Source organism: Arthrobacter sp. zg-Y1116 (genome assembly GCF_024385485.1).
In the GTDB taxonomy this organism is placed as follows: domain Bacteria; phylum Actinomycetota; class Actinomycetes; order Actinomycetales; family Micrococcaceae; genus Arthrobacter_B.
In genome coordinates this window covers 182,193-196,547 of the sequence record NZ_JANFLR010000001.1, presented here as the reverse complement: position 1 = coordinate 196,547, position 14,355 = coordinate 182,193, and the positions used below count along the sequence as shown (strand labels likewise).

The following is a 14,355-nucleotide window of genomic DNA, read 5'->3' as shown; positions in this document are numbered from 1 at the left end:
CGGGTATACGCCGGTTCGGCCATACCGTACCAAACAGGAGAAACAAGTGAACGTTGACCTCGTCGTCGTTGGGTCGGGCTTTTTCGGCCTGACCGTAGCCGAGCGCGCTGCAAAGGAACTGGGCCTGAAGGTCGCCGTCCTGGACCGCCGCCATCACATTGGCGGCAACGCCTATAGCGAGAACGAAGCCCAGACGGGAATCGAGGTGCACCGGTACGGTGCCCACCTGTTCCACACCTCCAACGAGCGCGTCTGGGAATACGTCAACCGGTTCACCGAATTCACCAATTACGTGCACAAGGTCTACACCAGCCACAAGGGCGAGGTGTACTCCATGCCCATCAACCTGGGCACGATCAACCAGTTCTTCCGCGCTTCCATGGGCCCGGCCGAGGCAAAGGCCCTGATCCTGGAACAGGCCGGAGAGCTCGCCGGCACCGACCCGGCAAACCTTAACGACAAGGGGATCCAGCTCATCGGGCGCCCGCTGTACGAGGCTTTCATCAAGTACTACACGGGCAAGCAGTGGCAGACGGATCCCAAGGACCTGCCGGCTGAAATCATCAGCCGCCTTCCCGTCCGGTACAACTATGACAACCGGTACTTCAACGACAAGTACGAGGGCCTGCCTGTCGACGGTTACACGGCGTGGATCGAACGCATGGCCGATCACCCGAACATCCAGGTGCACCTGAAGACCGACTTCTTCGATGAGGGCCACGAGTTCTCCCGCAACAGCACCCTGGGCCAGGTTCCGGTCATCTACACCGGCGCCGTGGACCGATACTTCGACTACGCCGAAGGGGACCTGTCCTGGCGCACGATCGACCTCGAAGAAGAGGTGCTGCCGATGGAGGATTTCCAAGGCACGTCGGTCATGAACTACCCGGACGAGGATGTTCCCTACACCCGGATCCACGAGTTCCGGCACTTCCACCCCGAGCGGAACTACACCAAGGACGCCACCGTCATCATGCGTGAGTACTCACGCTTCGCGGAGAAGGGCGACGAGCCGTACTACCCCGTGAACACGGCCGAGGACCGCGCCAAGCTCCTGGCTTACCGCGACCTGGCCAAGGGCGAAAAGTCCGTTCTCTTCGGCGGACGCCTGGGTACCTACAAGTACCTGGACATGCACATGGCGATCGGCTCTGCCTTGTCGATGTATGACAATAAGATCAAGCCCCACTTCACCGGTGGCGCAAAGCTGGAAAGCGGAGGAGTGGACGCGTGAGCAGCGAGACAATAGACGAGACGGGCTACCTTCCCGGTATCACGACGGCGCGTCCGGGTCGCGACGACTCCGGGCTGCGGATCCTGCAGCGGGTCGTATTGCCCAATGACAAGGACCTCGACACCTTGCCGCTCTACATCGACAGCGACACGGGCAAGGGCGGCCTGGACGAAAACTCCACCCGGAAGCGCAGCGTCGCTCCTTCCGGCCGCCAGCTGCATCCCGAGGACATCCTCGGCCGTTCGTCGGTCCGCGTCCGTCCCGGAGAGCGCCTTTCCTTCGGCTCCTACTTCAACGCGTTCCCGGCCAGCTACTGGCGCCGCTGGACAACCGTGGAGAGCGTCATCCTGCGCGTATCCACAGTCGGTGAAGGCACGGTAGTCGTCTACAAGTCCAACGCCCGTGGCGCGGCCCAGCGGGTGGAATCCCGCCAGGTAACCGGCTCCGGCACGTGCGATTTCGAGCTCACGCTTGCACCGTTCGGCGACGGCGGCTGGTACTGGTTCGACCTCATCGCCGATTCCGAGGGAATGGAGCTGGAGTCCGCGGACTGGAGCGCCGTCTCCGACAAGCCCGCCGGCAGCATCACGCTTGGTGTTACCACGTTCAACCGCCCGGACTACTGCCTCAACACCATCAAGGCGATCCAGGGCGACGACGGCGTCCTGGCGATCCTGGACGAACTGATCATTGTGGACCAGGGCAACCAGAAGGTTGCAGACGAGGCCGGGTTCAGCGACGTTGCGGCTGCGATGGGCAGCCAGCTGCGCATCATCAACCAGGGCAACCTGGGCGGGTCCGGCGGGTTCGCCCGGAACATGAGCGAGACCGTGAAGGCCGGACGCTCCGACTACGTGATGCTGCTCGACGACGACATTGTCCTCGAGACCGAAGGCATCCTGCGGGCCGCCGCCTTCGCGGACATGTGCCGGAAGCCCACCATCGTGGGCGGGCACATGTTCGACATGTACAACAAGTCGGTGCTCAACGCCTACGCCGAGGTAGTCAACCAGTACCGCTTCCGGTGGGGTCCGGTGGACGGCCTGGCCAACCACGACTTCGCACTCGAAGGCCTGCGGTCCTCCTCCATCCTGCACCGCCGCTGGGATGCCGACTACAACGGCTGGTGGATGTGCCTCATTCCGACCCAGATCATCAGGGAAATCGGATTGTCGCTGCCGGTCTTCATCAAGTGGGACGACGCCGAGTACTCCCTGCGTGCACGGTCAATGGGCTACGCCACGGTTTCCCTTCCCGGTGCTGCGGTCTGGCACGTTTCCTGGGCCGACAAGGATGACTCCGTCGACTGGCAGGCGTATTTCCACGAACGCAACCGACTGATTGCAACGCTGCTGCACTCTCCGTACGCCAAGGGCGGCCGGATCCTGCGCGAAAGCATGAACACGGACGTCAAGCACCTGTTCTCGATGCAGTACTACCCGCAGAAGGCCCGTCTCATGGCCCTGCGGGACGTACTCCAAGGCCCTGAGAAGCTGCACGAATCCCTGCCTGCCATGATGCCCCAGCTTCGTGCCATGCGGTCCGAATACACGGACAGCGTTGTCAAGCAGGAGCCCTCGGCCTTCCCCGAGCCGCACATGCGCAAGCCGCCGAAGAAGCCCATCAGCACCAAGTCGCCTTCCCTGGCCGGCCTGATTCCGTGGGCAGCCAAAACGGTCCTGAAGCAGGCGGTCATTCCGCCCGCCGCCGAATCGCGGGAAAAGCCGCAGCTCGTCGTCGCCAATCAGGACAGCAAATGGTGGGTTCTCTCCAAGCTGGACAGCGCAATCGTGTCCAATGCCGACGGTACGGGTGCCTCCTGGTATCAGCGTGACCCGAAAAAGGTCCGCAGCATGCTTTCCGAGGCTGCGATGCTGAAGGCGAAGCTCTTCGCAGACTGGGAAGAGCTCAGTGCACGGTACCGCGACGCCCTCCCGGACATTACGTCCATGGAAGCGTGGCAGAAGACCTTCGATGAGAACCCCGGTGACTAGTATCCGCGCCACACAGTCAGGGGCAACCCCCATGAATGACGAGCTCACCGTACCGGGGCGGAGCGGAAGCCTCGGGGATATCCTGAGGCACCGTTTCCTGCTCAAGCTCCTGGTATCCAAGGAACTCAAGGTCAGGTACCGGGGATCGGTGCTGGGGCTTCTCTGGTCCTACGTCAAACCGGGCGTCCAGTTCGTTGTCTTCTACGTCGCCCTTGGTGTTTTCATGGGCTTGGAAGAGAGCCCCCGCAACCCCGACGGGCTCGCGAACTACGCCATCTACCTCTTCTCCGGCATCGTGCTGATCAACTTCTTCACCGAAGCCCTGGGGAATGCGTCGCGGTCCATCGTGGGGAACGGCGGATTGATCAAGAAGATCTACCTGCCGCGGCAGCTGTTCCCCGTGGCATCAGTGTGGGTCTCGGGCGTCCATTTCGTTCCGCAGATCCTGATCCTCCTCGTGGCGTGCCTTTTCAACGGCTGGAGGCCCTCCCTGCTGCAGTTGGCGGCCGCCGGTGCGGGGTTCATCATCGTGGGAATGCTCGCCACCGGACTGGGGCTGCTCTTCGGTGCGGTGAACGTCTACTTCCGCGACGCGGAGAACCTGGTGGACATGTTGCTCATGATCGCAACATGGGCCTCGCCGGTGCTGTATTCGTGGAACATGGTCCAGAGAGAGCTGGGGGAGACGTTCTTCAATGTCTACCAGCTGAACCCGATCACCGTGGCCGTGGAAACCTTCCACTTCGCCTTCTGGCTTCCCACCACCGACGGTGCGGAGGCGATTCCGCCGCACCTGTTGTCCGTGTGGATACCTATCGCCCTGGTTGTATCGGCAGCTCTACTGCTGATCGGCCAGCTCGTCTTCCGTCGCCTTGAAGGCCGTTTCGCGCAGGAGCTGTGACCGTGGCAAACGCCATCGAAGTACATAACGTAAGCAAGCAGTTTGTTTTGCGGCACACCCGCTCCATGAAGGAAGCCTTCGTCTGGCTGGTCAAGGGCCGCAAAGGCGACCTTTCCGAAAAGTTCCATGCGCTCAAGGGTGTTTCCCTCGACATCGAGCAGGGCGAGACGGTGGCATTGCTGGGCCTGAACGGCTCCGGCAAGTCCACCCTGCTGAAGCACATATCGGGTGTTATGCGCCCGGACAGCGGAACCGTGGGAACCCGCGGCCGCGTGGCCGGCCTGATCGAGGTGGGGGCAGGCTTCCACCACGACCTCAGCGGCAGGGACAACGTCTACCTGAACGGCGCGATTCTCGGGATGACCGAGGACGAGATCAATTCGAAGTTCGATTCCATCGTGGAGTTCTCGGAAATCGGCCAGTTCATCGATACCGAGGTGAAGTTCTATTCCTCCGGCATGTATCTCAGGCTGGCGTTTTCCGTCGCGGTCCACACGGATCCCGAGGTGTTCCTCGTGGACGAGATCCTCGCCGTGGGCGACGAACCGTTCCAGCGGAAATGCATCGACAAGATCAAGCAGCTGGCGGGGGAGGGCAAGACCCTCGTAGTGGTCAGCCATGACCTCGACCTGGTGTCCCGGATCTGTGAGCGCGGCGTGCTGCTTGAACACGGCGAAGTGATCATGGACGGGCCGGTACGCGACGTCGTCGACCGCCTGCGCGGTATTGACGGGTGAGGTTCGCGGCGGGCCGCCGCAGCCGGCGGCAGGCCCTGTACTACGCTGGTCTAGTCTTTTAGCAAACTGAAGGTAGGTAAGAGTGTCCTGGTGGTCCGAAGTCCCACTGTTTTTGGCGACCGCGGGATTGTTCCTCATTCCTGGGCTGCTGGTTGCGTGGCTGAGCGGCGTCCGCGGCTTTCCCCTCTTCGCGTTTGCGCCGGCGCTGACCGTCACGCTGGTCTCGGTGGGGGCGGTGCTGGCACCCCTGGCCGGACTCAACTGGATAGTGGGCGTTGGTCTCTTGACGGTGGTCACCGCAGGGATTGCGTTTGCCGTTCAACGGTGGCGTGGAGACGCTGTCGGCCGCCCGGCCCGGGACTGGGCCAATACAGCTGCCCTGGTCTTTGCCGTAGCCGTGGCATTCTTCCTGATCGGCCGCAGGCTGCTTTTCGTCTACGGGGAGCCGGACGCTTTCTCCCAGACCTTCGATAATGTCTTCCACCTCAACGCGATCCGCTACATCATGGAAACCGGCGCGGCGTCGACCTTCGATGTCGGACGGATGGCCGGGAACTCCTATTACCCAGCCGCATGGCACGACATGGTGGCGCTTTTGGTTGAGTTCACCTCTGCCGGGATCCCCGTAGCGGTCAATGCCGTCAATTTCTTCTCTGCCGCCGTTGTATGGCCGCTGGGATGCATCTATCTAGTCCGGCAGCTCTTCGGCCGCAGCATCGTACTGACGCTGCTTACCGGCGTATTGTCCGCAGCCTTCGGCAATTTCCCGCTGCTGATGCTTGACCACGGCGTCCTGAACCCCAACGTCCTGGCAATTGCGTTGCTCCCGGTGGTCTTCGGCGCAGCGATCAACGCGCTGGGCCTGTCCAGCGAAGTGCACTACAGCTCGACGATCCGGTGGCTGCTGCTGCTGGCCATGATCCCTGGCATGACCCTCTCCCATCCAAGTACCACAATGGCCTTGCTGGCGATGCTGGTCCCTGCTGCTTTTGCTTTGGCCTTCCGGCGGACGGTGACGGTACCTGCCGATGTACCTGCCGAAGGGCAGGGCAGCCGGACGCGGGCCGCCAAGCTCTGGCCCTGGGTCGGGGTGGCAGCCTACATCGGTGCCGTCGCTTACCTCTGGACCGTGGCGCGTCCACTGGAAGCCGCGTCGACCTGGGTTCCCATCCAGTCCACCGGCCAGGCCATAGGCGAGGCAGTCTCGGGCACGGCCCTGGGCCGGCCGGTTACCTGGACCGTGTTTATCCTTACCGCGGCCGGACTGGCATTCCTGTTTGCGCAGCGGGGAACCCGCTGGATTGGCGCCGTGTACGTCGTCATTGCCGGCTTTTACGTTGTGGTCTCATCCTTCCCGCAGGAGGACCTGCGGATGTACCTGACCGGTGTCTGGTACAACGATTCTCCCCGCCTCGCAGCGCTGATCCCGGTGGTGGCGGTTCCCGTGGCCGCCTACGGCGGCTGGAAGCTGCTGGCGTGGCTGGCCGGACTTCCCCTCGTTGCTGCCGGCGTGGACCGGATCCGGCATGCGACGTTCGGCAAGCCCGCTTACGGGGCCGTGGCCGTTGTTGCTGCAGTTGCCCTTGTCGGGGCCAGCACCTACCTCACGCAGAAGGACAACATCCGCGACGCAGCGGAGTCGGCTCAGCGCAGCTACCTCCTAACCCCGGAGTCCGGCCTCATTACAACGGACGAACTCGAACTCCTCAATCGGTTGGATGAAGAGGTGCCGGAAGATGCAGTCCTGACCGGCAATCCCTGGACCGGAACTTCGCTGGCTTACGCCCTTGCGGACCGCAGGACCCTCCAGCTGCACCTCCTCGCGACATATGGAGACGACGTCGACATCATCTACAACCACCTGCGCGATGCCTCGACGGATCCGGAGGTATGCCCGGCAATCGAATCCACGAGTGTGGACTACGTCCTGGACTTCGGCAGGCAGGAAGTCCACGGCTACGACCACGGCTTCGTCGGGCTCCAGAACCTGGAAGAGACCGGCACAGTTCGGCTGGTCGACCAGGCCGGAGACGCGAAGCTGTATGAAATAACGGCCTGCAAATAGAGTCCCGGGACACAGGTCCCCGCGTATACAAAACCGGAAAAGGTAACAGCATGAGTTTCGTAATCACGGGCGGCAACGGCTTTCTCGGCTGGCACACCCGCGTCTTGGCCCACAGCCTGGGCGAGTCCTGCGTCAGCATCGGCCTGGGCGACAGGTTCAATCGGGAAGAGGCCGTTTCCGCTCTTGCCGGGGCGGACACCCTGGTTCACATCGCCGGTGTAAACCGGGGTACGGACGAAGAAGTAGCCGAGGGAAATCTCCTGTTTGCTACTCAGCTCGAGGACGTCCTCGCGGCCGCCGGCCCGTCGCTGAAAACGGTTGTGTATGCCAACTCGGTGCAGCAGGGAAACGGCACTGTCTACGGGCAGGCCAAGGCCGACGCCGGCCGGACCCTCGCCGCAGCGGCGGCCCGGGCGGGGGCCGAGTTCAAGGACATCGTGCTGCCCAATCTGTTCGGCGAGCACGGGGTGCCCTTCTACAACTCAGTCGTGGCGACCTTCTGCCACCTGACCGCAGCAGGTGAAACGCCCACTGTGCAGGATGACAAAGTGCTGACGCTCCTGCACGCACAGGACGCTGCGGAGCTTCTCCTGGGCGTACGGCCGCAGGCGGAGCAGCAGCAGGTGGAAGTGCAGTGTTCCGTGAGCGGCTTGCTGGAACGTATCCAGGCCATGGCTGCGGCATACGAGACAGGGACCATCCCCCGGCTGGACTCGGATTTCGAGCGCAACCTCTTTAATACCTACCGTTCCTTCCTTACCGGCGACGGCCTGCCGCGCGTGCTGGAACTCAAGACGGACCCGCGCGGGTCCTTTGTCGAACTGATCCGCTCGGAAGGCGGAGAAGGACAGAGTTCCTTCTCCACCACCAAACCGGGGATTACCCGCGGGCAGCACTACCACCGGCACAAGATTGAGCGGTTTGTGGTCATGTCGGGCACCGGCGAGATCGCCATGCGCCGAATGTTCTCGGATGAGGTCGTTCGATATTCTGTAAACGGAGAACAGCCTGTTGCCATAGACATGCCGACAATGTGGTCGCACAACATTACGAACGTCGGACCCAACGAGCTCTACACAGCATTCTGGGTCAACGAAATCTTTGATCCCGCATCACCCGATACCTTCCCGGAGGAAGTATGAATACCCCGTCACGCAAGCTCAAGGTCCTCACCGTAGTTGGAACGCGGCCTGAGATCATCCGTCTCGCCGCAACCATCCGGCGTCTTGACCGGTCTACGGAACACGTGCTTGTGCACACCGGGCAGAACTACGACTACGAACTCAACGAGGTCTTCTTCGAGGACCTGGGCCTTCGCCGCCCGGACCACTTCCTTGCCGCTGACACGAGCTCACTCGGAGCGGTCCTCGGCAGCATCCTTGCCAAGCTTGAGACAGTGCTGCTGCAGGAAAAGCCGGACGCCATGGTGGTGCTGGGCGACACCAACAGCTGCATCTCAGCGCTTATCGCGCGCCGCCTGAAGGTTCCCGTGTACCACATGGAAGCAGGCAACCGCTGCTTCGATGAGAACGTCCCGGAGGAAGTCAACCGCCGGCTGGTGGACCACGTTGCGGACTACAACCTCGTCTACACCGAACACGCCCGCCGTAACCTGCTGGCCGAGGGTATCCACCCGTCCCGCATCCTGCTCACCGGGTCGCCGATGCGCGAGGTGCTGGAAGCCAATGCCAAGCAGATCGCCGAGAGCAATATCCTCGCAGACCAGGGACTGACTGCCGGGGAGTACTTTCTGGTCAGCCTGCACCGTGAAGAAAACGTGGACAACCCCAAGCGCCTCAAGGAGGTGCTGGGTGCCCTGCAGCATCTCGCGCAGAACTATGGACTGCCGGTGCTGGTTTCCACCCACCCGCGCACGCGTAAGCGGCTTGAGGACCAGCCGGAGGAGCTGAAGCAGGGTCTGCGGTTCCACGCACCCTTCGGCTTCAACGACTACGTCCAGCTGCAGATGTCCGCAAAGCTGGTGCTCTCCGACAGCGGAACGATCAGCGAAGAGTCCTCCATCCTCGGCTTCCCGGCCGTGACCCTGCGTGACTGGATCGAGCGTCCCGAGTCGCTGGACTCCGGCGTCATCATCACCACGGGCGTCGAGACGGACTCGATCGTTGACGCGATCGAAATCGTTCTGGACCAGGCCGGTACCGACGGGCTGGCCGATGCGCCTGCGGAGTACCAGATCACGGATACCTCGCGCCGTACGGTCAACTTCATCCGGTCCACGGCACACAGCCACCACCGCCGGGCCGGCCTGAACATGGACAAGGCCTAGGCTCCCCACTAAAAAGCTCCCCCCGCTGCCTGGCAGCGGGGGGAGCTTTTTTGCGTTGGACGCGGCGGGCCTAGTGGCCAGGCGCTTGCTGCACCCCGCCCTGCGGGGACGTATCGCTGCGCAGCAGCTGTCCGGCGTCGGAAGGGGTGCCGGAGGCCTGCTCCTCCAGGGCCAGGACCGAGGACCGGAGGATAGCGACTTCCTCTGCCAGAACGCGGATTTCCTCTTCGCTGACGGACTGTTCCCAGGACAGGTGCAGGCAGACACCGATCAGGAGCAGGAAGGACATGCCGAACAGGAAGTTTGAACCTACCTGTACCCCGATTGCGGAACTGACGATGTTCAGCAGGTTGGGCCAGCCGGCCAGGACCAGCGACGCAACGCCGACCACCAGCCAGAGGGCAGCGTATTTCTCCTTGAAGTGCTTGCGCCGGACCAGCTCAAGCACGAGCGCGACGACAACGAATGCGAATATAAACGCGGCAATATTGATCATTTTGAGGCAACCTCCGCCTGGTGCGGCTTGCTCCCGCTGCGGCTCAACGCAAAGAGGAGGGCGAATACGGAACGCAGCAGGTAGATCGCTGCCTTGGCCGGGTTGTGGCTGGGCTGTCCGCCCTGCCGGGCACGCATGGCGACCGGGACCTGAGTCACTGTGCAGCCGGACTTGATAGCCACCACCAGGGAATCGATGGTATCCCCGAGGTACTCGGCTGGATAATGCGCAATGTACTGGTTTATTGCCTTGACATTTCCCGCCCTGAAACCGGAAGTGACATCAGTCAGCTTGGTCTTGGCAAGCCGGGAAATAACGGCTGCGAGAAATACCATGGCCCATTTCCGGGGGCCGGAAACCGTATAGTTTCCCTTCTCCGCGAAACGTGCGCCAATGGAAATATCCGCATGCTGCAGTCCGGCCAGGACGGTTTCAATTTCAGCGGGATCATGCTGCCCGTCGGCGTCGACCTGGATTACCGTCTCGTAGCCAAGCCGCTGGGCGTATTTGAAACCGGCGCGCATCGCGCCGCCGACGCCCATGTTGAAGGGGAGTTTCAGGACGGTGGCCCCGGCGGCTTCGGCAACGACGCCGGTACCGTCGGTGGAACCGTCATCCACAACCAAGACGTCGTAGCCGCGGTCGGTGTCCTGGATCTCCTGAACGGTCCGGCCTACCGTTTCGGACTCATTCCAGGCAGGCATGATGACCAGCACACGAGGGGAAGTTTCAGATGACATGCCTAGAGTTTACTCGGCGAATGCGGCCAGCCATTAATCGACGGGCGCCCGGCGGGGCATTCCAGTCTTGTGGCGCGCGTCCCGTCAGGCGGATCCAAGGCATAACCGCTGATATCATCTAGGGGGTTCCGGGGTCCGGCATTGGATCAACCCGCGACATTTTCTATCCCTGAGGAGACCAGTTGTTCAGGAACAAGACTCTGCTAATCACCGGAGGTACCGGCTCGTTCGGCAATGCTGTGCTGAAGCACTTCCTCCACACAGATATCGCTGAAATCCGGATCTTCTCCCGTGATGAGAAGAAGCAGGACGACATGCGCCGGGAATTCAACAGCCCCAAGCTCAAGTTCTACATCGGGGACGTGCGGGACATCAACAGCGTGCGGGAAGCCGTACGCGGCGTGGACTACATCTTCCACGCAGCTGCACTGAAGCAGGTACCCTCGTGCGAGTTCTTCCCCATGGAAGCAGTGCGTACCAACGTCATCGGGACCGACAATGTCCTGACGGCAGCCATTGACGCCGGCGTGAAGAAGGTTGTCTGCCTGTCCACGGACAAGGCTGCCTACCCGATCAACGCCATGGGCACCTCCAAGGCGATGATGGAAAAGGTTGTCATCGCCAAGTCCCGGAACGTGGATCCCAAGGACACCCTGATTTCCTGCACCCGCTACGGAAACGTGATGGCTTCGCGCGGTTCGGTAATTCCGCTCTTTGTCGAGCAGATCAAGGCCGGCAAGGACCTGACGGTGACCGACCCGGATATGACCCGTTTCCTCATGAACCTCGACGAGGCAGTGGACCTGGTCCTCTTCGCTTTCGAACACGCGAACCAGGGCGACCTGTTCGTGCAGAAGGCTCCGGCGTCCACGGTGGGGGACCTCGCCGCAGCCATGAAGCAGATCATGCGCGCCGACGTCGAAATCCGCACCATCGGCACCCGGCACGGCGAGAAGGCGCACGAGACCCTGCTGACCCGCGAAGAGCGGGCCAAGTCCGAGGACCTCGGCGGCTACTTCCGCGTTCCGGCCGACACCCGGGACCTGAACTACGGAAAGTTCTTCGACGACGGCCAGGACATGGCGCAGGTTCCTGAGGAATACACATCGGAAAACACGGAGCGCCTCACGATTGACGAGGTCGTCTCCAAGGTGATGACCACTCAGTACATGCGTGACCTGCTTGCCGGGGAACCTGCGGTCAGCTAAGTCCGGTTGCCCGCCGGCAACGGCGTCCAGCAGTAAACATCAGGTGAGGAGCCTTGAACGTGCCCAACGAGAGAATCCTGGTTGTCTGCCAGCACTTTTGGCCTGAAGGATTCAGGCTCAACGATATTGCGGCGTATTTCGTGGAGAACGGCCTCGAGGTCGAGGTGCTGTGCGGGCTGCCGAACTACCCCAAGGGCGAACTGTTCCCGGGGTACACGTTCAAGGGTCCTTACCGGGAGAACCACAACGGGATCGACGTCCACCGGACGCTTGAGATTCCCCGGCGCGGCAACACCAGCGCCAGGATCTTCCTGAACTACGTTTCGTTCCCCTTCTTCAGCCTGTTCCACATCCCCAGGATGCTGTTCGGGAAGTATGACCGGATCTTCCTGTACCAGCTTTCCCCGGTCATGATGTCGCTGGCAGGCATCATCGTGGGCAAGATCCGCAGGATTGAAACCACGATGTACGTCCTGGACCTTTGGCCGGAGAACCTTTACTCGGTCATCAACGTGAAGAACAGGTTCCTCCGCGGGATGCTCGAGAAGGTTTCCCACTGGCACTACCGCAACGTGGATAAAATCGTGGTTCTTTCGGACCTGATGAAGGAACGGCTGTCGGGAGTGTCCGGCCTTCCCGCCGAGAAGATCACGGTCATCCCGCAGGCCTGCGAGAAACTCTACGAAGAGCAGATTGTCGACGAGGATCTTGCCCGCCGGTTCGAGGGCGGCTTCAAGGTGGTCTTCGCCGGCAACATCAGCCCTGCCCAGTCCTTCGACACCATGATCGAGGCTGCCCGGCTGATCCGTGACGAAGGCATCGACGACGTCCAATGGGTGATTGTCGGTGACGGAATGAGCAGGGCCGAGGTGGAAGCCACGGTGCAGGAGAAGGGCCTCTCCGACAGCTTCCACTTCGAAGGCCAGCGGCCGGTCGGGGACATTCCCCGCTACACGGGCATCGCTGACGCGCTGGTGGGATGCCTGGTGACCAGCGACCTTCTCGAAGCGACCATCCCCGCGAAGGTGCTTTCCTATATCGCCTCCGGCAAGCCGCTGGTCCTGGCGATGGACGGCGAGGTCCGCCGCCTCGTGATGGACGAAGCCGGCTGCGGTCTCGTGGGACCCACGGAAGACGCCCGTGCGCTGGCGGACAACGTGGTCAAGCTCTACCGGATGAGCAATGCCGAACGTGAATCCCTGGGGGAGTCAGGCCGGGCCTACCACTTCGAGAACCTGGAACGGAACATCGTGCTGGGTAAGCTGAAGGACTTCATCCTCGAGGCGTAAAGCCGCCCTGTCACTGCCTGCTTCGGCGGCGCTGCCTATGAGGCGGCGCCGCCTTTTACGTGGCGGCGCTACTTAGCGGTGCTGCCGGAGGGCAGCCGGAGCAGGGCAATGACGTGGACGGCTATCCCGGCCAGCGGTCCAACCGTCAGGCTCAGGACGCACCGCAGGTCCAGCGGGACCGGAAGCAGCAGCAGCAGGACGGACACGACGGTACCGAGAATCCACCCGATCGAGTAGACCCGGTGATGGCCCAGGGCGATGGCCGCCGTACCGGTCAGGGTGATCAGGGCGATCAGGCTCGCGGCGAATGTCAGCCCGGCCAGGACCCAGCCGGAAATACGGTAGTCAGGCCCGAAAATGCCCATCAGGGACGGTCCGACCAGGGCGGCCAACCCGGCGCCCACCAGTCCGACAAGCAGGATGGCCCCTACCGGCTTCACGAAGGCGGAGAGGCTCCCGCGTGCCTGCATAATCAGGTTCATCGCCACGCCCTGGAAGGCCTGCAGCGGAATCATGATCGGCGCGCGGGTCATGGAGACGGCCAGCAGCAGCGGCGCTGAAAGCGCGTACTCCTCCGGCGTTGCGGTCATCTTGACCAGGATGGGGAAACCGACCACCAGGGTGGCCGAGGACGCCGCTGACAGCAAGGCGTAGCCGGTTTGGCGCAGCGTGCCGCCCAGGCCTACGTCCGAGCGTGCCCACGCCGCCGAACGCGCTGCGGGGGAGAAAATGATCAGCGAAAGCCATGCCGCCAGGGAGGCGATGCAGGCCAGCTCGACGCCGATCAGCGGAGCGGCCAGGAGCGCCGCCGCGCCGATGGCGGCAAACCGGATCAACGATTCCAGGGTCACCAGGTTCGCGAAGGTTCCCCAGCGGTCGGTTCCCTGAAGGCTGCCGGCGAGGGCTGCGTGCCCGGAATACAGGACGGCGAAGACGGCAAGCGCCGTCATCACCAGTCCGGTGTTTCCGGGGAAGAGATGCCGGCCGAGCGGCCAGAGGGCCAGTATCACGGCGGCCGCACCCACTCCGATGAGCGCCCCGGAAAGGATCGGGCGGGAGAACCATCCGCCGTGTGCAGGGGCACCCAGAACCACCGCATGCGTGGATCGTGTGGACTCTGCCTGAATGCCGCCCAGCGTTCCCTGGACGAAAAACAGGGCCGCCCAGAACGCCAGGAAGTCCGCGTTCTCCTCAATGGAAAGCGTCCTGCTGGTCACGAGGAGGATGAGGACGCCGGCGAGGGCGGAGATGATGGACGAAATCCCTACCCTGGAGGCGCTTTTCCCGGTGAAGCCACCGCCGCCCGGTCCTGAGACTGCCTTGGTGGGGTTGGTTTCACGTCGCGTCAAAATCAGTGCCTCTTGTCCTGTCGGTGCCCCAGCCAGTCTACTTTACCCGCAGTGC

General features: G+C 62.5%; 11 protein-coding genes and 1 pseudogene. 9 read left to right on the top strand and 3 right to left on the bottom strand.

Annotated elements, in window-relative coordinates; all coding sequences use genetic code 11:
* Positions 1–31 precede the first annotated feature (31 nt).
* From glf to wecB, 7 genes and pseudogenes are all read left to right on the top strand, one after another.
* Positions 32–1,234: pseudogene (gene glf, locus NNX34_RS00905) on the top strand (UDP-galactopyranose mutase); the annotation flags it as partial.
* Complete coding sequence (locus NNX34_RS00900; RefSeq protein WP_370646907.1) at positions 1,231–3,228, top strand: glycosyltransferase; 1,998 nt, start codon at positions 1,231–1,233, stop codon at positions 3,226–3,228. The pseudogene glf and the gene NNX34_RS00900, both read left to right, overlap by 4 nt.
* A gap of 31 nt (positions 3,229–3,259) precedes the next feature.
* A complete protein-coding gene (locus NNX34_RS00895) occupies positions 3,260–4,129 on the top strand; it encodes an ABC transporter permease (RefSeq protein ID WP_255764709.1) in 870 nt (289 codons plus the stop codon).
* 2 nt (positions 4,130–4,131) lie between these two features.
* Positions 4,132–4,866 carry an ABC transporter ATP-binding protein gene (locus tag NNX34_RS00890; protein WP_255764707.1) on the top strand — a complete coding sequence of 245 codons (735 nt, stop codon included), beginning with the start codon at positions 4,132–4,134 and terminating at the stop codon, positions 4,864–4,866.
* Between the two features lie 82 nt (positions 4,867–4,948).
* A complete protein-coding gene (locus NNX34_RS00885; RefSeq protein ID WP_255764706.1) occupies positions 4,949–6,931 on the top strand; it encodes a DUF6541 family protein in 1,983 nt (660 codons plus the stop codon).
* A gap of 50 nt (positions 6,932–6,981) precedes the next feature.
* A complete protein-coding gene (locus NNX34_RS00880) occupies positions 6,982–8,073 on the top strand; it encodes an NAD-dependent epimerase/dehydratase family protein (RefSeq protein ID WP_255764705.1) in 1,092 nt (363 codons plus the stop codon).
* The gene (gene wecB / locus NNX34_RS00875) at positions 8,070–9,218 is read left to right on the top strand and encodes a non-hydrolyzing UDP-N-acetylglucosamine 2-epimerase (RefSeq protein ID WP_255764704.1); all 1,149 of its coding nucleotides are present in this window, start codon (positions 8,070–8,072) and stop codon (positions 9,216–9,218) included. The genes NNX34_RS00880 and wecB overlap by 4 nt, the downstream gene beginning before the upstream one ends.
* A gap of 70 nt (positions 9,219–9,288) precedes the next feature.
* Here the strand turns inward: wecB and NNX34_RS00870 are convergent, their stop codons facing one another.
* Positions 9,289–9,714 (bottom strand): DUF2304 domain-containing protein, encoded by a 426-nt coding sequence (locus NNX34_RS00870; RefSeq protein WP_255764703.1) that lies wholly within the window; start codon positions 9,712–9,714, stop codon positions 9,289–9,291.
* Positions 9,711–10,454: a glycosyltransferase family 2 protein gene (locus tag NNX34_RS00865; RefSeq protein ID WP_255764702.1), complete on the bottom strand. Its 744-nt coding sequence runs from the start codon at positions 10,452–10,454 to the stop codon at positions 9,711–9,713. Before NNX34_RS00865 ends, NNX34_RS00870 begins: the two co-directional genes overlap by 4 nt.
* 182 nt (positions 10,455–10,636) lie before the next feature.
* Between NNX34_RS00865 and NNX34_RS00860 the strand changes: the two genes are divergently transcribed.
* Together NNX34_RS00860 and NNX34_RS00855 are read left to right on the top strand one after the other, a co-directional pair.
* Positions 10,637–11,662 carry a polysaccharide biosynthesis protein gene (locus NNX34_RS00860; protein WP_255764701.1) on the top strand — a complete coding sequence of 342 codons (1,026 nt, stop codon included), beginning with the start codon at positions 10,637–10,639 and terminating at the stop codon, positions 11,660–11,662.
* Positions 11,663–11,721: 59 nt separating this feature from the next.
* Positions 11,722–12,951, top strand: coding sequence for a glycosyltransferase family 4 protein (locus tag NNX34_RS00855; RefSeq protein ID WP_255764700.1), 1,230 nt, complete (start codon positions 11,722–11,724; stop codon positions 12,949–12,951).
* A gap of 68 nt (positions 12,952–13,019) precedes the next feature.
* Here the strand turns inward: NNX34_RS00855 and NNX34_RS00850 are convergent, their stop codons facing one another.
* Entirely contained in the window at positions 13,020–14,300 is a 1,281-nt protein-coding gene (locus NNX34_RS00850; protein WP_255764699.1) for a hypothetical protein, read from the bottom strand.
* Positions 14,301–14,355: the final 55 nt, after the last annotated feature.

Coding starts and splice junctions, on each gene's coding strand:
- NNX34_RS00895 (WP_255764709.1), top strand. CDS start 3,260: ATGAATGACGAGCTCACCGTACCGGGGCGGAGCGGAAGCCTCGGGGAT.
- wecB (WP_255764704.1), top strand. CDS start 8,070: ATGAATACCCCGTCACGCAAGCTCAAGGTCCTCACCGTAGTTGGAACG.
- NNX34_RS00880 (WP_255764705.1), top strand. CDS start 6,982: ATGAGTTTCGTAATCACGGGCGGCAACGGCTTTCTCGGCTGGCACACC.
- NNX34_RS00870 (WP_255764703.1), bottom strand. CDS start 9,714: ATGATCAATATTGCCGCGTTTATATTCGCATTCGTTGTCGTCGCGCTC.
- NNX34_RS00865 (WP_255764702.1), bottom strand. CDS start 10,454: ATGTCATCTGAAACTTCCCCTCGTGTGCTGGTCATCATGCCTGCCTGG.